The sequence below is a fragment of the Piscinibacter gummiphilus genome (genome assembly GCF_002116905.1).
Taxonomy (GTDB): domain Bacteria; phylum Pseudomonadota; class Gammaproteobacteria; order Burkholderiales; family Burkholderiaceae_C; genus Rhizobacter; species Rhizobacter gummiphilus.
In genome coordinates this window covers 5096113-5120922 of the sequence record NZ_CP015118.1, presented here as the reverse complement: position 1 = coordinate 5120922, position 24810 = coordinate 5096113, and the positions used below count along the sequence as shown (strand labels likewise).

The 24810-nt window shown below is 70.1% G+C and carries 24 protein-coding genes; 9 read left to right on the top strand and 15 right to left on the bottom strand.

Features of this window, described 5'->3' with window-relative positions:
* Positions 1 to 9: 9 nt before the first annotated feature.
* Positions 10 to 1014 (top strand): S49 family peptidase, encoded by a 1005-nt coding sequence (locus A4W93_RS23390; protein WP_085752902.1) that lies wholly within the window; start codon positions 10 to 12, stop codon positions 1012 to 1014.
* Between the two features lie 82 nt (positions 1015 to 1096).
* Here the strand turns inward: A4W93_RS23390 and ureG are convergent, their stop codons facing one another.
* From ureG to A4W93_RS23360, 6 genes are all read right to left on the bottom strand, one after another.
* Positions 1097 to 1750: an urease accessory protein UreG gene (ureG, locus tag A4W93_RS23385; RefSeq protein WP_085752901.1), complete on the bottom strand. Its 654-nt coding sequence runs from the start codon at positions 1748 to 1750 to the stop codon at positions 1097 to 1099.
* A gap of 17 nt (positions 1751 to 1767) precedes the next feature.
* Positions 1768 to 2625, bottom strand: coding sequence for a dioxygenase family protein (locus tag A4W93_RS23380; protein ID WP_085752900.1), 858 nt, complete (start codon positions 2623 to 2625; stop codon positions 1768 to 1770).
* Between the two features lie 17 nt (positions 2626 to 2642).
* Positions 2643 to 3815, bottom strand: coding sequence for an ATP-binding protein (locus A4W93_RS23375; protein ID WP_099959972.1), 1173 nt, complete (start codon positions 3813 to 3815; stop codon positions 2643 to 2645).
* Position 3816: 1 nt separating this feature from the next.
* Positions 3817 to 4527, bottom strand: a complete 711-nt coding sequence (locus A4W93_RS23370; protein WP_085752898.1) for a response regulator — start codon at positions 4525 to 4527, stop codon at positions 3817 to 3819.
* A gap of 44 nt (positions 4528 to 4571) precedes the next feature.
* The gene (locus A4W93_RS23365; RefSeq protein ID WP_157782223.1) at positions 4572 to 5645 is read right to left on the bottom strand and encodes a glycosyltransferase; all 1074 of its coding nucleotides are present in this window, start codon (positions 5643 to 5645) and stop codon (positions 4572 to 4574) included.
* Between the two features lie 111 nt (positions 5646 to 5756).
* Positions 5757 to 6365, bottom strand: coding sequence for a sugar transferase (locus A4W93_RS23360; RefSeq protein WP_237357605.1), 609 nt, complete (start codon positions 6363 to 6365; stop codon positions 5757 to 5759).
* A gap of 276 nt (positions 6366 to 6641) precedes the next feature.
* On the opposite strand from A4W93_RS23360, the gene epsF reads away from it, so the two are divergent.
* Genes epsF through A4W93_RS23320 form a run of 8 tightly spaced genes read left to right on the top strand, consistent with a single transcriptional unit; the run spans position 6642 to position 15527 of the window.
* The gene (epsF, locus tag A4W93_RS23355; RefSeq protein ID WP_085752895.1) at positions 6642 to 8069 is read left to right on the top strand and encodes a chain length determinant protein EpsF; all 1428 of its coding nucleotides are present in this window, start codon (positions 6642 to 6644) and stop codon (positions 8067 to 8069) included.
* 23 nt (positions 8070 to 8092) lie between these two features.
* Positions 8093 to 9010, top strand: coding sequence for a polysaccharide biosynthesis tyrosine autokinase (locus A4W93_RS23350; protein WP_085752894.1), 918 nt, complete (start codon positions 8093 to 8095; stop codon positions 9008 to 9010).
* Positions 9011 to 9017: 7 nt separating this feature from the next.
* Positions 9018 to 10025, top strand: coding sequence for a glycosyltransferase family 2 protein (locus A4W93_RS23345; RefSeq protein ID WP_085752893.1), 1008 nt, complete (start codon positions 9018 to 9020; stop codon positions 10023 to 10025).
* Complete coding sequence (locus A4W93_RS23340) at positions 10022 to 11206, top strand: glycosyltransferase (RefSeq protein WP_085752892.1); 1185 nt, start codon at positions 10022 to 10024, stop codon at positions 11204 to 11206. Before A4W93_RS23345 ends, A4W93_RS23340 begins: the two co-directional genes overlap by 4 nt.
* A 5-nt stretch (positions 11207 to 11211) precedes the next feature.
* Positions 11212 to 12054, top strand: a complete 843-nt coding sequence (locus tag A4W93_RS23335) for a glycoside hydrolase family 16 protein (RefSeq protein ID WP_157782222.1) — start codon at positions 11212 to 11214, stop codon at positions 12052 to 12054.
* On the top strand, positions 12051 to 13418 hold the full coding sequence (locus A4W93_RS23330) for a hypothetical protein (RefSeq protein WP_085752890.1): 1368 nt from the start codon (positions 12051 to 12053) through the stop codon (positions 13416 to 13418). Before A4W93_RS23335 ends, A4W93_RS23330 begins: the two co-directional genes overlap by 4 nt.
* Complete coding sequence (locus A4W93_RS23325; protein ID WP_085752889.1) at positions 13415 to 14464, top strand: glycosyltransferase family 2 protein; 1050 nt, start codon at positions 13415 to 13417, stop codon at positions 14462 to 14464. Before A4W93_RS23330 ends, A4W93_RS23325 begins: the two co-directional genes overlap by 4 nt.
* 4 nt (positions 14465 to 14468) lie before the next feature.
* Positions 14469 to 15527 (top strand): glycosyltransferase family 2 protein, encoded by a 1059-nt coding sequence (locus A4W93_RS23320; RefSeq protein WP_085752888.1) that lies wholly within the window; start codon positions 14469 to 14471, stop codon positions 15525 to 15527.
* A 106-nt stretch (positions 15528 to 15633) separates the two neighbouring features.
* On the opposite strand, the gene A4W93_RS23315 is transcribed toward A4W93_RS23320, so the two are convergent.
* The 9 genes from A4W93_RS23315 to A4W93_RS23275 all read right to left on the bottom strand — a co-directional run bounded on the left by A4W93_RS23315 (position 15634) and on the right by A4W93_RS23275 (position 24795).
* The gene (locus A4W93_RS23315; protein WP_085752887.1) at positions 15634 to 17562 is read right to left on the bottom strand and encodes an HAD-IIIC family phosphatase; all 1929 of its coding nucleotides are present in this window, start codon (positions 17560 to 17562) and stop codon (positions 15634 to 15636) included.
* Positions 17559 to 18251: an SDR family oxidoreductase gene (locus A4W93_RS23310; RefSeq protein WP_157782221.1), complete on the bottom strand. Its 693-nt coding sequence runs from the start codon at positions 18249 to 18251 to the stop codon at positions 17559 to 17561. Before A4W93_RS23310 ends, A4W93_RS23315 begins: the two co-directional genes overlap by 4 nt.
* Complete coding sequence (locus A4W93_RS23305) at positions 18241 to 18690, bottom strand: MaoC/PaaZ C-terminal domain-containing protein (protein ID WP_157131759.1); 450 nt, start codon at positions 18688 to 18690, stop codon at positions 18241 to 18243. The genes A4W93_RS23310 and A4W93_RS23305 overlap by 11 nt, the downstream gene beginning before the upstream one ends.
* Positions 18687 to 18935, bottom strand: a complete 249-nt coding sequence (locus tag A4W93_RS23300; protein ID WP_085752884.1) for an acyl carrier protein — start codon at positions 18933 to 18935, stop codon at positions 18687 to 18689. The genes A4W93_RS23305 and A4W93_RS23300 overlap by 4 nt, the downstream gene beginning before the upstream one ends.
* 34 nt (positions 18936 to 18969) lie before the next feature.
* On the bottom strand, positions 18970 to 20058 hold the full coding sequence (locus tag A4W93_RS23295) for a hypothetical protein (RefSeq protein ID WP_085752883.1): 1089 nt from the start codon (positions 20056 to 20058) through the stop codon (positions 18970 to 18972).
* A gap of 1 nt (position 20059) precedes the next feature.
* Positions 20060 to 21496: an MBOAT family O-acyltransferase gene (locus A4W93_RS23290; RefSeq protein WP_085752882.1), complete on the bottom strand. Its 1437-nt coding sequence runs from the start codon at positions 21494 to 21496 to the stop codon at positions 20060 to 20062.
* 6 nt (positions 21497 to 21502) lie between these two features.
* Complete coding sequence (locus A4W93_RS23285) at positions 21503 to 22246, bottom strand: GDSL-type esterase/lipase family protein (RefSeq protein WP_085752881.1); 744 nt, start codon at positions 22244 to 22246, stop codon at positions 21503 to 21505.
* Positions 22247 to 22260: 14 nt separating this feature from the next.
* Entirely contained in the window at positions 22261 to 23472 is a 1212-nt protein-coding gene (locus tag A4W93_RS23280; protein WP_085752880.1) for a glycosyltransferase family 4 protein, read from the bottom strand.
* A gap of 180 nt (positions 23473 to 23652) precedes the next feature.
* Positions 23653 to 24795, bottom strand: a complete 1143-nt coding sequence (locus tag A4W93_RS23275; protein ID WP_157782220.1) for an acyltransferase family protein — start codon at positions 24793 to 24795, stop codon at positions 23653 to 23655.
* Between the last annotated feature and the right edge of the window lie 15 nt (positions 24796 to 24810).

The window sequence follows — 24810 nt, the reverse complement described above, 5'->3', positions numbered from 1 at the left end:
AAGATCCCCATGAATCCGCAAGACGAGATCACCACCCCGGCGTCCCCGCCGTCCTCCTTCGCCGCGCCCGCCGCGCCCGCCGTGGCCCCGCCGCCCGCCTGGGCCGGCGCGCTGGAACAGTTCGCCCGCGACTACATGAAGGACCGCCGCAGCGAACGCCGCTGGCGCGTGTTCTTCCGGCTGTCGTGGCTGCTGCTGATCGCGCTGGTCGTGTGGGCCTCGTTCGCCGCGCGCAACACCACGTCGGCCCCCAGCGGCCCGCACACGGCCCTGGTCGAGGTGCGCGGCGAGATCTCGCCCGACGGCGAGGCCAGCGCCGAGAACGTCGTGGCCGCGCTGCGGGCCGCGTTCGAGGACGAGGGCGCGCAGGCCGTGGTGCTGCGCTTCAACTCGCCCGGCGGCAGCCCGGTGCAGGCCGGCCTGATCAACGACGAGATCCAGCGCCTGAAGGCCCTGCACAAGAAGAAGGTGTACGCCGTGATCGAGGAGGCCTGTGCCTCCGGTGCGTACTACATCGCGGTGGCCGCCGACGAGATCTACACCGACAAGGCGAGCATCGTCGGCTCCATCGGCGTGCTGATGGACGGCTTCGGCTTCACCGGCACGATGGAGAAGCTCGGCGTCGAGCGGCGCATGCTGACCGCGGGCGAGAACAAGGGCATCGGCGACCCGTTCTCGCCCATGACCGAGAAGCAGCGCGCCTACACGCAGGTGATGCTCGACCAGATCCACCAGCAGTTCATCGACGTGGTGAAGCAGGGCCGCGGCCCGCGCCTGAAGGTGGGCCCCGACACGTTCTCGGGCCTGTACTGGAACGGCGAGCAGGCCATCGCGATGGGCCTGGCCGATCACCTGGGCAGCCTCGACTACGTGGCCCGCGAGGTGGTGCAGGCCGCCGAGATCATCGACTACACCCCGAAGGAGAACGTGGCCGAACGGCTGGCCAAGCGCTTCGGGGCGTCGGTGGGGGCGGGGGCGGTGAAGGCGCTGCGGAGCGTGGGCTCCATCCACTGAACCGCCACAACAACACTGTCATCCCGGCGAAGGCCGGGACCTTCGGCATCCGCCCAGGGTCCCGGCCTCCGCCGGGATGACGTCATTTGAGAAGGCCTTTTTTCTCGATGAACGCGATCACGTCGGCCAGCCCGGCGTGTGTCTTCAGGTTCGTCATCACGAACGGCTTCAGCCCCTGCGCGTTGGTGCGCATGCGCGTGGTGTCCGCCGCCATCACGTCGAGGTCGGCGCCCACGTAGGGCGCGAGGTCGGTCTTGTTGATGACGAAGAGGTCGCTCTTCGTGATGCCGGGCCCGCCCTTGCGCGGGATCTTCTCGCCGGCCGCCACGTCGATCACGTAGATCGTCAGGTCGCTCAGCTCGGGGCTGAACGTGGCCGCGAGGTTGTCGCCGCCGGACTCGATGAACACGATGTCGGCATCGGGGAACTTCTCGAGCATGCGGTCCACCGCCTCGAGGTTGATGGAGGCGTCCTCGCGGATCGCGGTGTGCGGACAGCCGCCCGTCTCCACGCCGACGATGCGCTCGGCCTCCAGCGCGCCGGCCACGGTGAGCAGGCGCTGGTCTTCCTTCGTGTAGATGTCGTTCGTGACCACCACGAGGTCGTACTGCGTGCGCATGGTCTTGCACAGCATCTCGACGAGGGTGGTCTTGCCGGAACCGACGGGGCCGCCGACGCCGACTCGCAGCGGCGGCAGTTTCTTGGTGCGGCGGGGGATCGTGTGCAGGGGGCTCATGCCCCCGATGATACGGCTCAGACCGCGATGCCCACGGTCAGCGCCGCGATGTAGCCCGTGTCCACGCTGCCCGACACCTCGGCCACCTGAAGTGTCACGCCGTCGCTGAACACGTTGTCGGTGGCGAAGGTGATGCGCGAGTAGTTGGACACGCTCGCCGTGTAGCCGGTGGTGGCGTAGACGGCGTCGCACACCGCGTCCGGGAACGCGAGCTGCGAGGTGCGCAGCTTGTTGACCGAACTGGTGGCGGTCGCCGTGCTGCGGAACACCTCGAAGTGGATGTGCGGCATGCGGCCCGAGTAGCAGCCGGGGAAGATCGTCGTGAACGTGGCCTCGCCCGCGCTGTCGGTGGCCTGCACGCCGCGCAGGTAGTTCTCGGCGGTCACGCCCGACGAGTACATCGAGTAGCGCCCCTCGCGGTCGCAGTGCCACAGGTAGATCGCGTAGCCCGACAGGTCGGCGCAGCTGTTGTTCGTGTTGACGAGGCGCAGGTTCACGATCAGCGGCACGCCCGCGGCGACGCCGGTGGCGCCCGCGAAGCTCGGGCGGATGTCGCTGCGCACGATGCCCGACAGCGCGAGGGCGTTGGCGATGCCGCTGCCGTTCGTGTTGGAGCCGTCGCCAGGGTAGGGGCCGGCCGTCTCCTCGGGGATCACCGAGCAGGTGCCGCTGGACGACGAGCCGCTCCCGGTGGAGCCGGTGGACGACGAGCCCGTGGTGCTGCTGCCGGCCTCGTCGTCGCCGCCGCCGCCGCACGCGAGGAGGGGCAGTGCGGTCGCGCCGGCGAGCCACAGCAGCGCGCGGCGCCGTGCGAACGGCCCGGCCAGCGTGTTCAGGTCATGGGACAGGCCGTGGTCGTGGGATTCATTGGGCATCTCGCCGCCTCCGTGTTTCAGACGGCGCCAGTGTGCGGATCGGCTGTGTCCTGCGTTTCGCTGGTTTGTGTCCTCGCGGACAAGGTTGCGTCGGACGCGAGGGTCAGCGTCACGGTGGCCCGCAGCCCGCCCTCCGGGCGATTGGCCAGCGCGACGGTGCCGCCATGCTGGCGTGCGAGATCGCGTGCGATGTGCAGGCCGAGCCCGGCGCCCGGGGCCGCGCCCGGCGTGTCGAGCCGGTAGAACGGGTGGAACACGGCGTCGAGCCGGTCGGCCGGGATGCCCGGGCCGTGGTCGTCGACGGTGACCCGCACCTCGTGTCCGGCCACCGCGAGCTGCACGTCGGCCGAGCCGCCGTGGCGGACCGCGTTGCCCACGAGGTTGCCGAACAGCCGCTTCAGCGCGGCCGGCTGGCCCTCGACCACCGCGGGCCCGCCCTCGAAGGTCACGGCGTGCCCCTGCTCGGCCTCGTCGTCGGCCAGGGCCTGCAGCAGCGACACGAGGTCGACGCGGGTGCGGGCCGACGGGTCGTGCTGCTCGCGCAGCAGCGACAGCGCGCCGTCGACCAGCGTGTCCATCTCGCGGATGTCGGCGACGCACCGGTCGGCGAGGTCCCCCGGCGGCATCTGCTCGACCCGCAGCCGCAGGCGCGCGAGCGGCGTGCGCAGGTCGTGCGAGATCGCGGCCATCAGCAACTGCTGGGCCGCGAACTGGTCCTGGAGCTGCGAGGCCATCGTGTTGAAGACGTGGGCCGTCTCGCGGACCTCGACCGTGCCACGGGTCTCGTCGAGCGGCGCCGGCGGGCGCCCGAGCCGCAGCGATTCGGCGAGTTGCCGCGACGCGGTGCCGAGCCTTCGGATGGGCGCCGACAGCCAGCGCGCGCCCCAGGCGGCGAACGCGGCGATGGCGAGCGCGCGCACGAGGTAGTCGAGCCACAGCGTGGGCGACGGGCGCGGGCCGTGGGGGCCTTGTGGCGGTGGGCCTCGGTCCATGCCGGGCGCCGGCCCGGGATGCGGCGGCCCGCCCATCGGCGGCAGCGACGGCATCGGTGGCGGCATCCCCGCGCCGCGCACGCCGGCGGGTGCGCCCTGGTGGGCCGCGGTGTAGCCGAGCAGGTGGCTCGCGACGAGCGCCACCCACATCAGCACGAAGAGGCGCCTGAACAGGGTGTCGCCGAACCAGCGCTTCATGTCATGCCGCGGGCGGGTCGATCTCGAACGCATAGCCTTCGCCACGCACCGTGCGGATCAGCGACGGGTCGGCGAGCTTCTGCCGCAGGCGCGAGATGGCGAGGTCGATCGCGCGGTCGGTGATGTCGGCGCCCGGCGTGCGGGTGAGTTCCAGCAGGCGCTCGCGGCTCAGCACGCGGCGCGGGTGGTCGACGAAGGCCGAGAGCAGGCGGAACTCGGCCGACGACAGCGCGAGCACCACCTGGTCGGGCGAGGTCAGCTGCCGGCGCACACGGTCGAAGGTCCAGCCGTTGAAGCGCAGCACCGCGGCCTCGGCGGCCGGCGCGGCGGCCGCGGTGCCGCCCGTGCGCCGCAGCACGGCGTTGATGCGGGCGACGAGTTCGCGCGGCTCGAAGGGTTTGGGGAGGTAGTCGTCGGCGCCGAGCTCGAGGCCCACGACGCGGCTGGCCGGATCGCCCTGGGCGGTGAGCATCACGATGGGCAGCGCCGAGGTCTGGCGCACGAAGCGGCAGAGGTCGAGGCCGTTGGCATCGGGCAGCATCAGGTCGAGCAGCAGCACGTCGAACGCCGGGGGCGATCCGGCGGCCGCCAGCGCGCGCCGCAGGCCGGCGCCGTCGGACACGGTGGTGACCTGCATGCGGTAGCGGGACAGGTAGTCGCTGACCAGGGTCCGCAACTCGGGGTCGTCGTCGACGAGCAGTACGCGAATCATGAAAGGGATGATAGGCCGGAGCGGCCCCGTCATCCCCGCGGGGCTCAGGCCGCCGTCTGCAGCAGGTCCCGCACCTTCGCCGGATGGAAGCGCCGCGTGGCCTCTTCCTGCGCGGCCCGGCCCATGTTGTGCCGCAGCTCCGGCGAGTCGATCAGCTGCGCGATGGTGGCGAGCAGCTGGCTCGGGGTGCTGCACAGCAGCCCGGTCTCGCCGTGGCGCAGCACCGAGCGCGCCTGCGGCGAGTCCCAGGCCACGCAGGGCAGGCCCAGGGCCATGGCCTCGGCCAGGCGCAGCGGGAAGTCGGAGGTGCCGGCGTAGGCGACGTACATCCACGCGCCGGCGAGCCTCGCGGCACGCGCCGCCGGATCGTCCTCGTCGAAGATGCCCACGTTCGCGGCCTTCAGGCGCGCGCGCGATTCGTTGTCGACGCGGCCCACCCAGTTGAAGCTGAGCGCCGTGGCGTCCTCGCCCAGCAGCACGGCCATCTGCGCGAACTGCGCGGCACCCACCGGGTCCACGGAGGCACTGCCCGCCACGATCAGCGGACGGCGCGACTCGTGGCGGTCATGGCCGAAGAATTGCGCGTCGACAGGATGTTCGACGAGCCGGATCACCTTGGCCACGTCGTCGGCCGCGGTGTGGGTCGGCGTTTCGGCGTGGGGTGGCGACACGGCCCTCGGGCGGCGGACCGCCGCGGCGGCCTTGCGCACGAGCCACTGCAGGCGCGAGCCGTGGGGCAGCAGGAACAGCTTGGGCGACAGGCCGCAGAACCACGCGGCGTACACCGCCGTGAGCGACGGCACCACGCCGTGGAGGTGGATCGCCGCGACGGGCCGGGCGCTGGCCTCGTGGCACAGCACCTTGACCCCCGCGAGGAAACGCCGCACGGGACCGATGCCGGCCGGCAGCAGTTCGAGCCGCACGGCGGGGTGGAACTTGGCCAGAAGCGACCGGTTCGGGGGATCCTGGAGCAGGATCACCGTCTGCGGCACGCCGGTGTCGCCGAGCGCCTGGCTGGTGCTGCCGACGAAGGCGAACGCCGAGTCGGTGAGCTTGCCGATCACATGCACGACGGCCTCGTCGTTGGTGAGCGAGATGGCCGCATGAGCCCTGTCCATCCATGACTCCTTCGGGGCGAACGGTGGAAAACGAGAAAGAAAGTTGGCCATGGTCGAGATGGCCGGAGGGTGGACAGCAGCGTCGGGCAGCCCCGGTCCCGGACGGCGCGCTCAGCGTGCGCCGTCGCGGTACAGCACGACCTTCACGGTCTTGAACAGGATGGAGATGTCGCCGAGCAGCGTGCGGCTGTCGATGTACGCCTCGTCGAGCGCCACGCGTTCGGCGTACGTCGTGTTGTTGCGGCCGCTGACCTGCCAGAGGCCCGTCATGCCGGGGCGCACGCTCAGGTAGTGCCAGCGCACGCGGCCGTAGCGCGTCAGTTCTCCGACGGTGATGGGACGGGGCCCCACGAGGCTCATTTCGCCGCGCAGCACGTTGATCAGCTGCGGCAGCTCGTCGAGGCTGGTCTTGCGCAGGAAGTGGCCCACGGGCGTGACCCGCGGGTCGTTCTCGAGCTTCTGGTCGCGGTCCCACTCGGCCTTCGCCGCGGGGTCGGTGCGCAGCAGGTCCGACAGCATCTGCTCGGAGTTGCGGTACATGCTGCGGAACTTCAGGCAGCGGAACAGCTTGCCCTGATGCCCCACGCGGTAGTGGCCGAACAGGATGGGCGCGCCGTCCCTGCGCGCGATGAGCGCGGCGATGACGAGCATCAGCGGCCCGAGCAGCAGCAGCAGCACGGCCGCGGCGAGCTGGTTCAAACGCAGGTGAAGCTGGTTCACCAGCGCCTGCCCACGGCCGCTCTTTGGCCTGCGCATTGCTAGGAGGAGTTCGTGTGCAGCAGTCGGAACCATCGGGGTACTCCTTGACGTTCGGTGACGCTGCAAGTGCAACTCCTGTGCCAATGCGGCACCGCAGCATTGGCACAGGGAGTGCAAGGAGGTGTCCGCTTCCATGGAAACCCGCACACGCAAACCCCTGGCATCAGGGTTTCCGCCCGTGTGTTTCTCAGGCGGTTGTGCTGAGAAGAATGTGCCGATCAGAGAGGTAGGAATTACATGACGCTGACGCAATTACTAATCGTCCTGAGGGCTCGCTGGATCTCGTTCGTGGTCGTGCTCGCCTGTGCCGCGGCCCTCGCGGTGGCGGCCAACCTGCTGCTGCCCAAGCGCTACTCGGCCACCGCGATGGTCGTGCTCGACGTGAAGTCGCCCGACCCCATCGCCGGGGTGGTGCTGCCCGGGGCGAACACCTCGGGCTACATGGCCACGCAGGCCGACGTGTTCCGCAGCGAACGGGTCGCGCAGCGCGCTGCGCGTGAACTGGGGATGGACAAGGACGCCGACCTGCAGCGCATGTGGCGCGACGTCACGCAGGGCGTGGGCGACTACAACTCGTGGCTCGCCGACGTGCTGCTGCGCGGCCTCGACGTGCGCCCCGGGCGTGAGTCGAACGTGCTGGCCGTCACCTACACGACGGCCGACCCGCGCAACGCGGCCCGCATCGCCAACGCGTTCGTCTCCGCCTACGTGGGCACCACGCTCGACCTGCGGACGGAACCTGCCAAGCAGTACAGCAATTTTTTCGACGAACGCGCAAAACACGCCCGTGACGCGCTGGAGTCGGCGCAGGGCAAGCTGTCCGCATACCAGCAGCAGAAGGGGCTGATGGCCACCGACGAGAAGTACGACGTCGAGAACGCCCGCCTCACCGAACTGTCCACGCAGCTCGTCGCGCTGCAGGCCGTGGCCAGCGAGTCCGCGGGCCGCCAGGGCCAGATGGGCGGCAACCCGAACCAGATGAGCGAGGTGCTCAACAACGCGCTGATCTCGTCGCTCAAGGGTGACCTGGCGCGCCAGGAAGCGAAGCTCGACGAGATGAGCTCGAAGTTCGGCGACCAGCACCCGCAGGTGCTCGAGGCCAAGGCCAGCATCGCCCAGATCAAGCAGAAGATCGACACCGAGGTGCGCCGGGTGAGCGGCTCGGTGACGGCCAACAACAGCGTGAACCAGCAGCGCCTCGCGCAGCTGCGCACCTCCATCGAGGAGCAGCGCGCGAAGATGATGTTCCTCAAGGGCCAGCGCGACGAGGCCGCCGTGCTGATGCGCGACGTCGAGAACGCGCAGCGCAACTACGACGCGGTGCAGGCGCGCATGAGCCAGACCGCGCTCGAGAGCCAGACCACGCAGACCAACGTCTCGGTGCTGAAGAACGCCTCGATGCCGCTCGACCCGTCGTCGCCGCGCACGAAGCTCAACCTCGCCATCGCGCTGGTGGTGGGCACGCTGCTCGCGGTGGGCGTGGTCATCGTCCGCGAGACGCTCGACCAGCGCCTGCGCACCGAGGCCGACGTCATCGCGTACCTGCGGCAGCCGCTGCTCGGCTCGCTGCCCGTGGACAACCGCGCGCGGCCGAACGGCCGGCTGCGCCTCGGCCTGTCGAAGGCCGGGATGTTCGGCGGCGGCATGCCGCGCCTGGCCAAGTAAGGCCCCGTCTTCGATCGGATCCCATGAACCGCCGCATCCCCCGCCCCTCCTTCGCCACCTCGTCCTTCTCGCCGCACGACGCCCGCCAGGACGTCGAACCGCAGGTGCTCGACCGCTACATCGGCGACTACATCCGTGAAGCGTGCGACCTGTCGGACCAGCAGGTGCAGGCCATCATCGACCACCAGCACGCGAACGACCTGCGCTTCGGCGAGGCTGCCATCGCGCTGAAACTCGCGTCGCGCGAGGACGTGCTGTGGGCGCTGTCCCAGCAGTTCCACTACCCGTATGCGCCGAGCGAAAACGCCCACTTCCACGAGGAACTGGTGGCCGCCATCGACCCGTTCTGCGACCAGGCGGAAGCCTTCCGCGAGGTGCGCAGCCAGCTGATGATGGGCGTGATGGCCAACGACAAGCCGCGCCGCGCGCTCGCCGTGATGAGCCCCGACAGCGGCGACGGCAAGAGCTTCTTCGCGAGCAACATGGCCATCACGTTCAGCCAGCTGGGCGGCCGCACGCTGCTGGTCGACGCCGACATGCGCACGCCGCGCCAGCACGAGCTGTTCAACGTGCCGAACCAGAACGGCCTGAGCGGCATCCTCGCCGGCCGCGCCGAGGCGAACGTGATCCACCAGGTGCGCGACCTGCCGTCGCTGCACGTGCTGCCCGTGGGCACCACGCCGCCGAACCCGCTGGAACTCGTGCAGCGCGCCGGCTTCGGCCTGCTGATGCAGGAGTTGCTGAGCAAGTTCGACCACGTGGTGGTGGACACGCCGGCCGACACGCACGGGGCCGACGCCCGGGTCGTCGCGTCGAAGTGCGGTGCCGCGATCATCCTCACGCGGCCGGGCAAGACACGGGTCAAGCCCACGCAGAAGCTGATCAGCGCGATCCACACGACGCCGACCAGGCTCGCCGGCGTGATGTTCAACCAGTACTGACACGCCCATGACCCGTTCCATCCTCGTGGTGATCCCCACGCTGAACGAGGCGCGCACGATCGACGGCGTGCTGTCGGCGCTCTCCAAGGACCTGCCCGCGGGCTGCACCACCACCTTCGTGGTGGCCGATGGCGGCAGCACCGACGGCACCGCCGAGCGGGTGAGCTCCTGGCCGGGCGTGCAGTTGCTCCGCAATCCGCGCCGCATCCAGAGCGCCGCCGTCAACCTCGCCGCCCGCACGCATGGTGGCGATGCCGATGTGCTGATCCGCTGCGACGCCCACGCGGTGTACCCGCCGGGCTTCGTCCGCCAGCTCGTCGAGTCCCTCGACCGCAACGGCGCCGACGCCGTCGTGGTGCCCATGGACTCGGTGGGCCACTCGTGCCTGCAGAAGGCCACGGCGTGGGTGTCCGACACGCCGGTGGGCTCGGGCGGTTCGGCCCACCGCGGCGGACGCCGCAGCGGCTTCGTCGACCACGGCCACCACGCGGCTTTCCGCATGGCGTCCTTCCGCCGCGCCGGCGGCTACGACGAGACCTTCACGCACAACGAGGACGCCGAACTCGACTGCCGCCAGCGGGCCCTCGGCTCGAAGGTCTGGCTCGACGCCGACATCCGCCTCGAATACCACCCGCGCGACACGTTCACCGGCCTGTGGAAGCAGTACAGGGGCTACGGCCGCGGCCGCTCGCGCACCGTGCGCCGCCACCCGGGCTCGATGCGCGCGCGGCAGCTCGCGGTGCCCGTGCACCTCGCCCTCTCGGCGGCGGCGCTGGTGCTGGCCGCCTGGGCGCCGTGGCTGTTGGTGTGGCCCGCGGCGTACCTCGCGGCGCTGGCCGCGGTGTCCGTGGCACTGGCGGTGAAACACCGATCGGCCTGCGGCCTGCTGGGTGGCCCTGCCGCCTTCGTGATGCACACGGCCTGGGCCATGGGTTTCTTCGGCGGCCTGCTGTCGTTGCGCGAGACCCCGTGGCGCCCCGGCATGGCCACGCCCGGCGCGGAGGGCCTCGCATGACCGGTCCCTGCGCGCGCCCCCTCCGTTCGCTGCTGGTCGACCCGTCGCTGTTCACCGCCCCGTACGACGCCGCGCTCACCAGCGGCCTTGTGTCCGCGGGCGTCGAGCCGCAGTGGGCCACGCGGCCCCAGCGCCAGAACGACCGCCAGGAGATCCCCGCCGAACGCGTGGACCCGTTCTTCTACCGCCACGTCGACGAGGCGATGCCGCTGCCCGGCAAGCTTCGCATCGTCGCGAAGGGCCTGTCGCACGTCGCCGGCCTGTGCGGGCTGGTCGCGCGGGTGATCCTGCGCAAGCCCGACGTCGTGCACTTCCAGTGGACCGTGGTGCCACCGGTCGACGGCATCGCGATCGCGGTCATCCGCCTGTTCCGTCCCGTGGTGCTGACCGTGCACGACACGGTGGCCTTCAACGGCGAACGCATCTCGTGGTTCCAGAACCTCGGCTTCGACTGGCCCATCCGCCTGGCCGACCGCCTGATCGTCCACACCCGCACGGGCAAGCAGACGCTGATCGAGCGCGGCGTGCCGGCGGCCAAGATCGCGGTGATCCCGCACGGCCCGCTGAAGCTGCACGTGACCCCGCCCACGCCCGAGCAGGTCGCCGACCGCGATCCGCGCTGGACCTTCGTGCTCTTCGGCGAGATCAAGCCGTACAAGGGCCTCGACCTGCTCGTCGAGGCGCTGGCGCAGCTGCCCGAACCCACGCGCCGCAAGGCGCGGCTCGTGGTGGCCGGACGCCCGCGCATGGACATGGCACCCATCGAGGCCCGCATCGCCGAGCTGGGCCTCGGCGACACCATCGAGATCCGCGGCCGCCGCCAGAGCGAGGAGGAGATGGCACTGCTGTTCGCGCAGGCCGACAGCTTCGTCTTCCCGTACCACCAGATCGACGCGAGCGGCGTGTACTTCCTCACCAAGGCGTTTTCCAAGTGGATGATCGCGAGCCGCGTGGGCATCTTCGCGGAGGACATGCGCGAGGAGGTCGACGGCCGCCTGATCCCGGTGGGCGACGTGGCGGCGCTCACCGACGCGCTGGCCCATGCCATCGAGACCCGCCCCGCCGGCGCCACGCCGCTCGCGTCCGACAGCTGGTCGGCCATCGGGCACGAGACGCGGGCCTTGTACGAGAGCACGCGCCACGCCCGGGAGAAGGGCCTGAGCCCGTCGCCGCGCGCATGACGACGATGAACCGCGTCTCCCGCCGACTGCTGCTGCTGGTGCTGGTGCTCGCCTCGCCCGTGCCGGTGGTGCTGGCCAACGGCGTGCCGGTGCCCAAGGCCATCGACGGCCAGGGCTACCGCCTCGTGAAGGACTGGGACTTCGGGAAGAACATCCGCGACGAGGCCGCGCTGCGCCGCGAATTCCACACCCGCTACATCTACGAGAACGGCAAGCTCGACCGCCTGAAGGACGAGTGGCAGCGCTACCGCGACAACGAGAACCACGTGTTCGACGACGGCGGGCTCTCGCTCGTCGCGCGTGTCACGGGCGGCCTGAAGCCCGGCGGCATCGAGAGCGGCATGCTGCGCTCGAAGTGGACCGGCCAGTACGGCTACTACGAGGCCCGCGTGAAGGTGCCGGCCGGCCGGGGCCTGTGGCCGGCGTTCTGGCTGAACCCCGAGGACCAGGTGTGGCCGCCCGAGATCGACATCATGGAGATCGTCGACAACGGCCGTGACACCACGCGCAACAGCTTCCACTACGTCCACGGCTACGGCCCGAAGAAGACGCGCAACATGGAATCGAAGCTCGACAAGTCGGGCTCGTACCGCCCGGGTGTCGACTACGCCGACGGCTTCCACACCTTCGCGGTCGAATGGACGGAAGACCGCGTGCGGCACTTCGTCGACGACGTGATGGTGGTCGACCGCGCCTACGTGTGGCAGCACAACGACGGACGTGATGCCGGGCCCGCGCACGTGCTGATGAACCTCGCGGTGGGCGGCGGCTGGCCCGGCGCCCCGTCCGCGGCCACCGCGTTCCCCGCGCGGCTGCAGGTCGACTACATCCGGGTCTGGCAGAAATGAGTTTCACGTTGCGACTGCCCGTGCTGCGTCCGCCGGAAGGCCCGTTCCTCGGTCGCGAGGACACCCCTCGCGGCGTCGAGTGGGTCGAAGAGGTGACCCCGAAGGTGCCCGAGGTGATGCCGCGGGCGCTGAAGGTGGGGCTGGTGGCCGCGATGGTCTCGCTCATCGTGCTGACCCGCTTCGGAGTCAACACCGGCGCCTACGGCCTGAACTTCGGCGTGCCCATCCTCTACCTGCTGATCTTCGTGGGCCTGTGGAGGGACCGCATCAACCTCGACCTGCCCGGCATGCTGCTGTTCGTGTTCTTCATGAGCATCGGCGCGCTGAGCCTGGGCGTGAACCTGAACCTGCCGTTCGACGCGGGTGGTTCACCGGCCTCGCTGATCCTGCTGGCCTCGCTGTACCTGCCGTTCGTGTTCGTGCTCAAGCCGTTCCCGATGTCGCGCGAGGCGTGGACGTGGACCATGCGCGCGTTCAGCAACATCGCGGCGTTCGTCGCGGTCGCCGGCATCCTGCAGTTCAGCCTGCAGTTCGTGTGGCACCCGCCGTGGCTCTTCGACTTCAGCCCGCTGATCCCGAAGGCCCTGAGCGTGGACATCCTGTTCAACTCGGAGATCTCCACCGGCTCGGCCTTCAAGTCGAACGGCTTCTTCCTGCGCGAGCCGTCGGCGTTCTCGTTCCTGATGGCGTTCGCGCTGATCTGCGAGATGGCGCTGTTCAAGCGCTGGAGCCGCATGGTGCTGTTCGCCACGGGCCTGCTGCTGTCGTACTCGGGCACCGGCCTGCTGGCGCTGGGCTTCGGCCTGCTGTTCCCGTTCGGCTTCAAGACGGCGGTGCGTGTGGGCGCCATCGCGGTGGTGGGGCTGCTCGTGTTCGTGCTGTTCGGTGACGCACTGAACCTCTCGTTCACGCTCGGTCGCATCGGCGAGTTCAGCGCCGAACGCAGCAGCGGCTACATCCGCTACGTCGCCCCGATGCGGCTCATCTTCGAGCTGATCGACTCCGACACCTGGACCGCGCTGCTCGGCCACGGCCCCGGCACGATCTTCCACGCGGCGCGTTCGTACGAGTTCCACGACCCCACCTGGGCCAAGCTCGTCTACGAGTACGGCCTGCTCGGCTTCGCGGGCTGCCTGATGCTGATGGTGTACGCGATGAGCCGCTCGCACGCGCCGGTGCAGGTTCGTGCGACGCTGTTCTTCTGCTGGCTGATCCAGGGCGGCCACCTGCTGACCCCGGAGAACGTGCTGCTGATCTACGTGCTGCTGGCCATCTGGCCGGCCCCCGGCTCCGACCGCCGCGTCTTCAGCGGCAGCACGATGCCGATGACCACCCCCTTCGACGACGAAAGGCACCGAGAATGATGAACCCCACCGTCAGCGTCGTGATCCCCTGCTACAACTACGAGCGCTACGTGGGCCTTGCGCTCGAGAGTGTGCAGCGCCAGCGGGTCGCGCCGCTCGAGGTCATCGTGGTCGACGACGGCTCCACCGACGGCTCGGCCCGCGTGATCCAGTCGTTCCCGGGTGTGCGCTACGTGCGGCAGGACAACGCGGGCCACGTGGCTGCGTTCAACCGCGGCTACGCCGAGTCCCGCGGCGACATCGTGCTGTTCCTCGATGCCGACGACCTGCTGGAACCCGATGCCATCGCCGACATTGTGGGCCACTGGCAGCCGGGCGCGGCCAAGCTGCAGTACGAGTTGAAGGTGATCGACGGGGAGGGCGACTGGACCGGCCGCGTCTTCTGCAACTACCCCGAGGGCTACGGCGCCGACACCGTGCGCGACGAGTTCCAGCGCCATGCCACCTACGTGTGGCCCGTGTGCACCGGCAACGCCTACGCGCGTGCCTTCCTCGAGGCGATGATGCCGCTGTCCGTGCCGGCCGCCCCCGACGGCCTGCTCAACACCGTGGCCCCGCTGTACGGCCCCGTGATCGTGGTGCCGCGTGTGCTGGGCCGCTACCGCCTGCACGGCCAGAACCAGAGCATGCACGGCACCGGCGCCAACCGCATGGACGTTCGCTTCGCGAAGCAGATCGCGCTGCGGCGCGGTGAGTTCGAGGCCCTGCGCGAACACGCGCGCCGCGCCGGCGCGACGCTGCCGGCGGGCAACCTGCTCGACCGCGAATTGGTGTTCCTGAACTATCGCCTGATGGTGAAAAAGCTCGGTGGCCGCTACGCCGACGACCACCAGGACACCGTCGCCTCGTTGTGGCGCAAGTCGGTCGCGCTGCTGTTCGGCCGCCCGTTCCGCTTCACCGTGCGGGTGGCGCGGCTGGTCTGGGCCACGGCGCTCGCCATCTCGCCGAAGGCGGTGGCCCGTGCGCTGATCACCCTGCGTTTCAACCGGGCCGAGCTGTTCAAGCGCACACGCCGGCCTGCTCCCGCGCCCCTGACTCCCGCCTGATCCCATGCTCGATCCGAACGCGCTCGTCTCCGTCGTCATCCCGAACTACAACTACGCGGCGTACGTCGGCGACGCGATCGACAGCGCGCTCGCGCTCGACTGGCCGCGCGTGCAGGTGGTCGTCGTCGACGACGGCTCCACCGACGCCTCGCGGGACGTCATCGCCCGCTACGGCGACCGCATCGAGGCCGTGCTGCAGCCCAATGCGGGCCAGGCCGCGGCCTGCAACGCCGGCTTCGCGCGGGCCCGCGGCGAGGTGGTGTTCCTGCTCGACTCCGACGACGTGCTGGCCCCGGACATCGTGCGCGCGCTCGCGCCGCTGTGGACGCCCCGGGTCAGCAAGGTGCAGTTCCAGATGCGCAGCATCGACGCGCAGGGCCGGCCGCTGGGGGGCACGTTCCCGCAGTACCCGGCCGCGACGCCCACCCCGGAAGAGATCACCCGCTGGTCGCTCACCACCAGCGCGTATCCCACCCCGCCTGGCTCGGGCAATGCCTACTCGCACACGTTCCTCTCGAAGATCCTGCCGCAGGACGACAGCCTGTTCCGCATCGCCGACTCGGCCCCGCTCGCGGCCGCGCCGTTCCTCGGCGACGTGGTGACGGTGCCGAAGCCGCTGGTGTCGTACCGCGTGCACGGCAGCAACGACGGCGCGATGTCGGACGTGAACGGTGCGAAGTTCGCGCGCGAGGTGGTGCGCACGCAGGCGCGGTTCGCCTATGCGCAGCGCATCGCGCGCGGGGCGGGGTTCGAGATGCCCGATCGGGTGCTCGACCGCAGCCTGTCGTACCTGCCGTACCGGCTCGCGTCGCTGCGGCTGGCGCCCGAGGCGCATCCCATCGCGCGCGACAACCGCTTCAAGGTGTTGCGGGACGCGGTCGCCGCAGCCTCCTGGCCGCAGGGGGTGTCGACCAAGGGCCGGCTGGTGTTGGTGGTGTGGTCGACGATGGTGGCGTTGGCGCCCGCCTCGCTGGCCCGCACGCTGATCCTGTGGCGCTTCGCGCCGGGGGCGCGGCCGAAGGCATTGAAGACGGCGTTGATGCGGTTGCGCGTGATCCGCTGAGCCACACATGAAACACAGGTCATCCCGGCGCAGGCCGGGACCCTGGGCGCTTGCCCGAGGCCGAGGGCCCCGGCCTGCGCCGGGGTGACAGTGTTGTTGGTGAAAGTCAGGCCGCTTCGGCCATCGCTTCGCCGAACCCGATCCGCTCGATCGCGATCGGCAGTTCCACCACGGCCACCGACCCCACGTCCAGCGACCAGACGGTCCCGCCGCCCGCCAGGTCGTGCACCTTCGTGAACCCGAGCTTCTCGTAGTGCCCCTCGACCAGCTTGTTCTTCTCGGTGGGCAGGTAGGTGCCCACGAGGCGGCGCAGGCCGCGGGCCTTCGCCTGCTGCACGAGTTCCTGCAGCACGGCCTGCTCGACCTTGCGGCCGAGCACGCGGCAGCTCATCAGCCAGGTGTCGATGTCCCAGTCGTTGCCGGTGCGGCGGCACAGGATCACGCTGATCATGCCGTTGTCGCCGAAGGTGTCGGCCAGGCGAACCTGCAGCGTGAAGGCGTCTGCGTCGGCCTGCGCGTCGGCCACGTCGGCCTCGGTGTAGCGGCGCGTGGTGAGGTTGAACTGGTTCGACTTGTTGATCAGCTGCGCGATGCGGGCGCGGCCGGTGTCGTCGAAGGGTTGCAGCGTCATGCGCATGTCGAGCGAGGCGAGGTAGGCGTCGACGTCCCCGGCCTGCTTCTGCAGGTTCACGCGGCGGGCGTTGTCCTGGTAGAACGCGGCGCGCTGGCGGTCCTCGCCGGAGTAGGCGATGGCCTCGAAGTAGCCGGCGGCCAGCAGCGTGCGGGCGTACAGCGCCGGGTCGGCCGGCAGCTCGGGCACGGCCACTTGCGGCAGCATGCGGCGCACGAGGTCGCGTTCCATCGGGTTGTCGTCGAGGAACACCATGGCGTCGAGGCCGAGCGACAGCTCCTCGGCGATGGCCTTGATGTTGGTCGCCTTGTCGTTCCAGTTGGCCTGGAAGACGGCGAGGTGGTCCTCGCGCAGCAGCATCTCGGGGTGCTCGCGGAACGGCTTGCGGGCCACCTCGTCGGTGTTCTTGCTGGACACTGCGAGCACGATGCCGCGGTCGCGCAGCGCGAGGGCCGTGCGCTGTACCGACAGGTGCGCTTCGCCGGTGGCGTCGCCCTGGCCGATCACGATGCCCTCCAGGCCGTCGTCGCCGATCACGCCGCCCCACACGGTGTTGTCGAGGTCGAGGATCAGGCACTTGCGGCTCTTGCCCCGCAGCGCGGCGACGAGTCGGCACACCTGGTCGGCGTACAGCGGCAGGAAGGCACTGGCGAACGGCAGCTTGGCCATGTTCCAGAGCGTGGTGTCGTGCCAGTCGGCGAGGCCCACCGTCTCGGCGAGGTTCGCGACGTCGAACAGCAGGTCCTCGCTGCCGGGGATGCTGCGGCCGATGGCGCGGTTCAGGTCGTCGATCACCTGGCGCTGCGTGCCCGCGAGCGCGAGGTCGAAACTGCCGAAGGCCGACTCGACCGGGCGCGGCACCGTCTGCACGATGGCGATGGCCTTGCCGTTCGAACGCAGTCCGCTGCGGATCATGTTCAGGTGGGCGAGGGCCGTCTCGACCGTGCGTTCGGCCGCCTCGGCATCGCCCGGCGTGGGCGACAGCGGCAGGCCGCGGTGATCCACCGCGATCAACACGGCGTCGCACTGCGCGCGGTTGATCTCCGAATCGGGCGACAGCGCGGACTGCATCACCTGGTCGTAGTCGGCCTCGATGCACTCGAGCGCGATGCCGTGCCGCGCCGCGGTGGCGACGAGCGCGGGCACGATGAAGTGCGACGTGGCGTTGCTGACGATGCCGAGTCGGAACGGCGTCAGCGGCGCGAACGACTGTTTCGCGGCCTGCGCCTTCGTGACGGCCTTCGCGAGCTTGTGCAGCTGGTTCTCGTCGAGCCGGTGCGTGGCGAGGTGCTGCAGCTGGCGGCCGAGGTCGGCGCCGGCGTCGGGCAGGGCGCGCACGCGGGTGGAAAAATCGGCGGGGGGCTCGGGCAGCCAGGCCAGGCCGGCGTACAGCGCGTTGCTCATGGGGTCTCCTCCAATGCCTCGTGAAGAATCGTCGCGGCCACGTCCTCGGGAGTGGAGAACGGAGCCTTCTCGCGTTGCAGGTCGAGGAACCGTTCGTCGAACGCCTCGAGCATGCGGGTCTCGGTGTAGCCGGGGCGCACGGCGCGCACGCGCAGCCAGGGGTAGTCGGCGGCGGCCATCGCGAGCACGCCGGCCAGGCCGTGCTTGGCGATCACGTAGGCGCCCATGCCGGACGACGCGCCCTCGATGCCGCTTGCACCACTGCCCATCGCCTGGGTCAGCACGCCCACCACCGCGCCCTGCTTGTGGCGGCGGAAGCAGCGGCGCACGAGTTCGGCGAGCAGCTGTTGCGGGCCCAGCACGTTGACGAGCCATTGCGCGGCCATGTCGTCCGGGGTGATCTTGCCGAAGGGCATCGGCGCGAGGGCGGGCGACCCGGCCAGCACGATGCCGCCGAGCCGGGGCAGTTGCTCCAGGCGTTCGACGGCCGCGGCCACGCCGTCCTCGTCGGTGAGGTCGAGCTGCAGCGAAAAGCCGCCGGTGCGCGTGGCCACGACCGCGGCCGCCTCGGCGTTGCGGGCATAGCCCACGACGGGCACGACGCCGCGGGCGGCGAGCGCGTCGCACACGGCCGCGCCGATGCCCCCCGAACCGCCGGACACCAGGAAATGAACGGAATCAACCGACAAGAAGCACCTCCGCACGGCCCTTGGCCAGCACCTTGCCGCCGGCCCGCACCGCGAGCCGCAGCACCACGAGCCCGGTGGATTCCGACACCTCGGCCACCGTGCCCTCCACCTCCGCCGGCTGGTTCACGTACAGCGGCTTCTTGAAGTCCATCGCGATGCTGGCCCACACGCTGTCGCGCCCGGGCAGCCGCATGCCGATCAGCCGCGAGACCTTCGCGACGAGCAGCGCGCCGTACACGACGGCGCCGTCGAACTTCTTGCCGCGGGCGAACGTGTCGTCGACGTGCAGCGGGTTGAAGTCGCCGGACAACTCGGCGAAGGCCCGCATCTGTTCCGGCGTGACGGTGAAGTCCACGGTGGCGGACACACCTTCGCGCAGGTCCGCGAGGGCCAGGACCTCGACCGGTTCGTGTTCCAGCACGGTCATGGCGTCGCTCACGCCGTCGTGGCCTTCGCCTCGATCAGCGAGACGAACTCCCCCACGTTCTTCAGGCGGCCCACTTCGGCGGCCGAGAACTTGAGGCCGAACTTCTTCTCGACGGCGAGCACGAGGCGGATGTGGCTCAGGCTGTCCCATTCGTCGACGTCGTCGGCGGTGAGTTCGGGCGTGACGGCGATGCTGTCGTCGTCGAACACGTCGTGGAAGATTTCGGTCAGCTTGGCGTAGGTGGTGTCCTGGCTCATGTCGTCGTCCTCGGGTCGTTCAAAGGGAAAGGGGTCATTGCGCACTGGCCGAACGCGTGGTGAGCGCGACACCGGTGCTGGCCGTCACCGCGGTGGCCAGCCGCTGCGCCCAGCGTTCGGTGACACGGGGCTTCGGGTGAACTTCGTCGCTGAAGTCGGCCTCGGGGCCGTCGATGGCGGCCACCACGGTCACGCCCGGCCGGGTCTGCAGCTGCGCGAAGAGCGGCGCGGTGCGGCGCGTGTAGTCGGACGCCAGCACGGCGCCCTGCGCGTGCCACGGCGGGATGGGCAGGTCGACGAGCACCACGCGGCCGCCTTCGGCGAGGATGCCGTCGATGGTGTGCTGCAGCGTCTCGAACGGCTTCTCGGACAGCGTCTTCGTGTTGCCCATGTAGTCGCGCCAGAAGGCGAGGTACTTCTGCTTCTGTTCCTCGCTCAGCACGACCGCGTTGCGTTCGTCGTCGGTGATGTCCTTCGGCTTCGCGTTGAGGAAGCCGCGCAGCGAGCGGGTCAGGTCCCGTGCGGTGCGGTCCAGCACGAGGTACGGGTGGATCAGCAGCACGCCGGTGTCGAGGCGGTCGGGCGGCAGCAGCGGCTCGGGGCCGTGTTCCGTGCGGCGGTAGAAGCCGTAGCGGTAGCGCTCGATGTCGATGTCGGTGTCGCCCGCGTGGCGGTCGTCGGTGTGCCACCGCACGCTGTCGTCGGCGAACAGGCCGTACCAGAGGCCGATCACGTACGTGTTGTGGCGGCGCGCCTCGGGCGACTGCACCTCGCGCACGAGGTCGACGATCTGGGACACCTGCGTGATGTTGGAGCCGCCCACCGAGAGGTTGTGCACCTCGGCGCCGGGCACGAGGGCCTGCACCTGGGCCTGGCGGAAGCCCACCTGCATGTTCGACGCCCCGAGCAGGATGACCTTGTCGTCGGTCGTGTCGAGCGACGAGCGTGCGAGGAAGACGTACTTCGGCTCGGTCATGAACAGCGACGAGCGGGCCTGGCCCGCGTCGAGCTGCCGGCCCACGTCGGTGCCGGGCACGAGCACGAGGGTCACCGCGAGCGCGATGCCGTAGAGCGCCAGCAGCGAGGCGGCGAGGGTGGCGATCTGCTTGAGGATCAGCGTCATGTCAGAAGGCCCGGTAGACGAACTCGGGCGCCTTGTGGAAGAACGAGGCGACCGTCACGATGAGGAGGATCTGCAGCGCGAGCACGATGTTGCGGGCCACCACCCCGCCCGACACCGAGGCGGCACCCGCGCGCAGCGGCGCGGCCCACGCGGTGACCGTGTCCCACACGAAGAAGGCGAGGCCCGCGGCGGCGGCCAGCCCGACGTAGCTGGCCACCACACCCGTGGCGCCCAGGTGGCGCAGCAGCGACGTCATCTGGTTCAGGTCCGTCCACAGGCACGTGAGCGCGAACGCGAAGTAGGCGAGGGTGAGCCCGCGCGAGAAGCAGATCACCGCCGTGCGTTCGCAGAAGGCCTTGTAGGCCTTCTTGCCGAAGCGCTTGACCGCCATCACCTGCCACAGCTTGTTGAGGCTGGCGCCCGCACCCATCAGCAGGCCGTACACCACGAAGATGGCCGTGGTGCCGTGCCACACGCCCATGATCAGGAAGGTCACGAAGAACGCCACGACACCGAGGTACGGGCCGGCCTTCGCCGACGTGAAGCGCGTGGCCAGCACCTTGAGCAGCGGGTTGAAGACGTAGGTCTTGAACCAGTCGGACAGGGTCATGTGCCAGCGCGCCCAGAAGTCGAGGAAGTTGCGCGCGAGGAAGGGTTGGTTGAAGTTCTCGGGCAGGTCCTGGCCCATCAGGCGGCCCACGCCGATCACGATGTCCATGTAGCCCGAGAAGTTGGCGTACAGGTACACGGTGTAGGCCACCGCGGCGGCCACGTAGATGGCGCAGAAGACGGGCCACGACGGCGCCACGTCGGCCAGGATGCGGGTCGACAGGTTGTCGAACAGGTAGTTGAAGATGGCCGAGACCACGCCCACCTTCACGAAACCGACGATGGTGCGGGCGAAGGCGCGGTAGACGGTGTCCTCGTCGAGCACGAGCGGCCGTTGCGACTGCTCGGCGTGGTCGGCGTAGCGCTGGATCGGGCCGGCCGTGAACGACAGGAAGTTGCAGGTGTAGTTGAAGAAGCGGAACGGCGACACCGCCCCCGGCAGCTCGCCCTGCTTCGCGTCCACCATCAGGTGCAGCACGCGGAAGAGGATGTACGACAGGCCCACGAGCAGGTACGGGAACGGCAGCACGAGCCCGTCGCCGAGGAAGCTGAACTTCTTCAGCACGACGAAGGTGGCGATCACGGCCACGAGGCCGCCGGCCAGCACGGCGCCGGAGCGTGTGCGGCGCACGGCCTCCACGAGCGCCCAGCACAGGGCGAGGAACACGGCGAGCGGGGCCACCTGCAGCGGGCTGGTGACGTAGCTGCCGATGAACACGAGGTTCGCGACGAACAGCACCGTGGCGCGGCCCGCGGGCGAGGGCGCCAGGCTCGTCAGCAGCACGACGGCCAGGATGAAGGCGATGAAGGTCGGTGAGGTGAAGGCCATGGTGGGTCAGCCGACGTTCAGTTGCTTGAGCACCGGGGCCAGCGCGTCGCGGAAGCGCTCGAAGCCGGCGGCGGAGATGTGCAGGCGGTCGGCGCCGAACAGTTCGGGCACCGGGTTGCCGTCGGGGCCGGCGAGCAGCGCGTGCAGGTCGAGCACCACGACGTTCTTGCGGCCCTCGGCCAGCGAGGCGATCTGCCGGTTGAGTTCGCGCACCCTGGCCGGGTCCACCGGCGCCTTCGGGTCCTGCCGCGGCGGCACCGTGCACAGCACGATGGGCACGCCCGGCGCGGCCTTGGCGGCCTGGTCGAGCATCGCGGCGAGGTTCGCGCGGCTCTGCTTCGGGTCCTGCTGGGCGCTCAGGTCGTTGCTGCCGCTCAGCAGCACGATGGCCTTCGGGTGCAGGTCGAGCACGTCCTCCTGGAAGCGGAAGAGCAGGCCGCGGGTGGGTTCGCCGCCGATGCCGCGGTTGGCGACGTTCAGGTCGGGGAAGTCCTTCGCCATGGTGCGCCAGCCGCCGATCAGCGAGTCGCCGGCGAACACCACGGCGCCCTGCTTGCGCTCCCGTTCGGTCCAGAACGCCTTGCGGTTGTCGGTCATCCAGCCGAACACACGGATGGCGCCCTGGCCGGGCCAGTCCTTCGCGTCGCCGGGATAGGGTGTGGGGCCGGAGGCGGCCGTGTCGGGCGGCGGCGCGGCGACCGCGGCGGTGCCCAGGCACGCGGCGAGGAGGAGCGTCAGCAGGCGGTTCATGGCGTGTCGTTCCTTCAGGCCGCCCGGTCGGCCACCGGAGTGGAGCGGCCGGCGTTGCGCGGCGCGAGCGCCTGGTCCACGGCGTGGTCGACGATGGACGCGAACATCGGGAAGTCGAGCTGCGCGTCGATGCGCGCGTGGCCGCGGCGGGCGAGGTCCTCCGCGTGGGCGGGGTCCTTCAGCACCGCGATGCAATGGGCCGCGAAGGTCTCGGCGTCGTCGGCGGTGGGGATCACGTCACCCAGTTCGACCACGCCCTGGTAGCCGCTGAGCACGAGCGGCGTGGCGACCACGGGCCTGCCGTACAGCAGCGGCTCGAGTGCCTTGACGTTGGTGCCGGCACCCGAGCGCATGGGCACCACGCTGGCGGACGCGCGGGCGTAGGTGGCGGCGAGGTCGTCGACGAAACCGAGCACGTCGACCCCCTCGACCTGCGACCAGCGCGCGCGCCGGTCGTCGGATGCGGTGCCGGCGAGCAGGAAGCGCGCGGCGGGCACCGCGGCACGCACGCGGCCCCACACGTGGCCGAGGAACCAGTCGACCGCGTCCTCGTTGGGCATGTAGTCGAGCAGGCCGATGAACATCAGCGCGGGCGTGGCCGGCTGCCGGTAGTCGGGCAGGCCCTGGCGGGACGGGCGCGGCGGCAGGTTGGGCAGCACCGATCCCTGCAGCGACGGGAAGGCCTTGCGTTCGACGTGGCGGCAGAAGAAGTAGTGGCGGTGCCGGTGCGGCGCGGTGTGCAGGCGCGCGCGGGCGATCACGCGGTCGTTGAACAGGCGCAGCAGCGCACCGACCCATTGCTTGGGTCCGGTCAGCGCGGCCCAGGGCGGCTCGTACAGCGCGTCGTCGAAATCGACGATCACCGGCACGTGGGCGGGGAGCGCGAGTTTCATCGCCGGACGCACGTAGCGGCTCAGGATGAGGTCGTAGCGGTCGAGGTCGACGAGCTTGCGCACTTCGCGCGTGAGCTCGTGCGAGACGATGTCGAAGCGCGGTGCGCGGGCAAGGCCGCGGCTGTGGACCTGCAGGTCGATCACGCGCGTTTGGCCGAGGCGGTCCTCCGACACCTTGCCATGGTCGGCTTCCGACGCGCCGAAGCTCAGCGCGAGCACCTCCACCGTACCGTGGCGGGCGAGGGCCTCGATCAGCAGCCGTGAGCGCTGGGCCGATCCCCATTTCTGGAGGGGCGAGATGTAGGTGATGAAGAGGATCGCGGGACGGGCCATACCGTGGATCGGGTTGTTGTCTGACGGGCCGCGAACCCCCGCGGGTCGCGGTGGCTTCGGCGCAAGACTGCCGGTAAAAAATTCCCGGCGGCGCGCCGGGTTTGCAAATTCAGGCGGACCCGGGCGTGCTGTCGGTTTTGTTGCGATGCAGCAGCAAAACTCGGGCCATGCGGACCGGGGTCAGCGCGTGGCGGCGACCACCGGCCGAACCGTTCGCGTGCCGCTCGCGAGGCGGCGGCCGAGGGCGATCATCGGCTCCTCGAGGCGCGAGGTCACGGCCCATGCGACGAGCAACGTGGCCGGCAGGGCCGTGACGATCAGGGCCGTGGCGTACTGCCACCGCGCCTCGAAGCCGACGACGTGGATCAGCAGCCAGCTGAACGACAGCAGCACCACCATGTGCAGGCAGTAGACGCTGTACGAGACCCGTGCGAGGAACTGCGACACCCGGTGGTTCAGGAATCCGTTGACGGCGCGCCACGCGGCGTGGTCGCCGCCGACGTTCAGCATCGCGAACACGGTGGCGGCCCAGATCAGCATGCCGAGGCCCTTCGTGCCGCCGGCCAGACCGAGCACGAGCACGGTGTCGATGGCCATGGCCACGACCCATTCCCGCGTGGAGAACTGGCCTGCGCGCCAGGCCTTCATGCGCGCCAGCGTGTATGCCCCGATGGCGAAGAGGTACAGGTGCGATCCGAGGAAGGAGTCCTGCGGGGTGAGGCGCGCGAGCAGCAGCAGTGCCGCGACGGTGACGGCCGGCACCACCACCAGCGAACGCGGCCGGGTGATCCAGCCGATCAGGAAGGGCACCACGAGGTAGAACTGCCATTCGAGGGACAGGCTCCAGGCCTGCCCCATGAACGCGAGCGACGTGTAGGGCAGCATGCTCTCGGGAACGAGACCGTGCAGCAGGCCGACGTGCAGCAGCAGGTGGGGCCAGAAGTTCTCGCGCGAGGCCAGCAGGTAGTCGATGCGGTCCTCGGTGCGCGGGCTCGGCCACGGGTTGTCGGTCAGCGCCGAGATGGAGAGGTCGAGCGCCATCACGCTGAGGGCCAGCGCGAGCAGGTAGACCGGGAACAGCCGGAAGAACCGGCGCGTGAGCCAGCCGCGGTAGCCGGTGCTGTCGTCGCGCGTGAGCATCAACGCGCAGACGAAGCCGCTGAGCAGGATGAACACGGCCACCGGCGTGCCGCCGTTGGCGAGCAGCCGGCCGATGCCGGCGTCCTTGTGCAGGTCGAGCGACGCGAGCGTGAGGCCATGGGCGAACCAGACCCACAGCGACATCCAGCCGCGCAGTCCGTCGAGTTGGTGGATCTTTTCCATGGGGCCTCCGGGAAG

Coding starts and splice junctions, on each gene's coding strand:
- A4W93_RS23390 (WP_085752902.1), top strand. CDS start 10: ATGAATCCGCAAGACGAGATCACCACCCCGGCGTCCCCGCCGTCCTCC.
- ureG (WP_085752901.1), bottom strand. CDS start 1,750: ATGAGCCCCCTGCACACGATCCCCCGCCGCACCAAGAAACTGCCGCCG.
- A4W93_RS23380 (WP_085752900.1), bottom strand. CDS start 2,625: ATGCCCAATGAATCCCACGACCACGGCCTGTCCCATGACCTGAACACG.
- A4W93_RS23375 (WP_099959972.1), bottom strand. CDS start 3,815: ATGAAGCGCTGGTTCGGCGACACCCTGTTCAGGCGCCTCTTCGTGCTG.
- A4W93_RS23370 (WP_085752898.1), bottom strand. CDS start 4,527: ATGATTCGCGTACTGCTCGTCGACGACGACCCCGAGTTGCGGACCCTG.
- A4W93_RS23365 (WP_157782223.1), bottom strand. CDS start 5,645: ATGGACAGGGCTCATGCGGCCATCTCGCTCACCAACGACGAGGCCGTC.
- epsF (WP_085752895.1), top strand. CDS start 6,642: ATGACGCTGACGCAATTACTAATCGTCCTGAGGGCTCGCTGGATCTCG.
- A4W93_RS23350 (WP_085752894.1), top strand. CDS start 8,093: ATGAACCGCCGCATCCCCCGCCCCTCCTTCGCCACCTCGTCCTTCTCG.
- A4W93_RS23345 (WP_085752893.1), top strand. CDS start 9,018: ATGACCCGTTCCATCCTCGTGGTGATCCCCACGCTGAACGAGGCGCGC.
- A4W93_RS23340 (WP_085752892.1), top strand. CDS start 10,022: ATGACCGGTCCCTGCGCGCGCCCCCTCCGTTCGCTGCTGGTCGACCCG.
- A4W93_RS23335 (WP_157782222.1), top strand. CDS start 11,212: ATGAACCGCGTCTCCCGCCGACTGCTGCTGCTGGTGCTGGTGCTCGCC.
- A4W93_RS23330 (WP_085752890.1), top strand. CDS start 12,051: ATGAGTTTCACGTTGCGACTGCCCGTGCTGCGTCCGCCGGAAGGCCCG.
- A4W93_RS23325 (WP_085752889.1), top strand. CDS start 13,415: ATGATGAACCCCACCGTCAGCGTCGTGATCCCCTGCTACAACTACGAG.
- A4W93_RS23320 (WP_085752888.1), top strand. CDS start 14,469: ATGCTCGATCCGAACGCGCTCGTCTCCGTCGTCATCCCGAACTACAAC.
- A4W93_RS23315 (WP_085752887.1), bottom strand. CDS start 17,562: ATGAGCAACGCGCTGTACGCCGGCCTGGCCTGGCTGCCCGAGCCCCCC.
- A4W93_RS23300 (WP_085752884.1), bottom strand. CDS start 18,935: ATGAGCCAGGACACCACCTACGCCAAGCTGACCGAAATCTTCCACGAC.
- A4W93_RS23295 (WP_085752883.1), bottom strand. CDS start 20,058: ATGACGCTGATCCTCAAGCAGATCGCCACCCTCGCCGCCTCGCTGCTG.
- A4W93_RS23290 (WP_085752882.1), bottom strand. CDS start 21,496: ATGGCCTTCACCTCACCGACCTTCATCGCCTTCATCCTGGCCGTCGTG.
- A4W93_RS23285 (WP_085752881.1), bottom strand. CDS start 22,246: ATGAACCGCCTGCTGACGCTCCTCCTCGCCGCGTGCCTGGGCACCGCC.
- A4W93_RS23280 (WP_085752880.1), bottom strand. CDS start 23,472: ATGGCCCGTCCCGCGATCCTCTTCATCACCTACATCTCGCCCCTCCAG.
- A4W93_RS23275 (WP_157782220.1), bottom strand. CDS start 24,795: ATGGAAAAGATCCACCAACTCGACGGACTGCGCGGCTGGATGTCGCTG.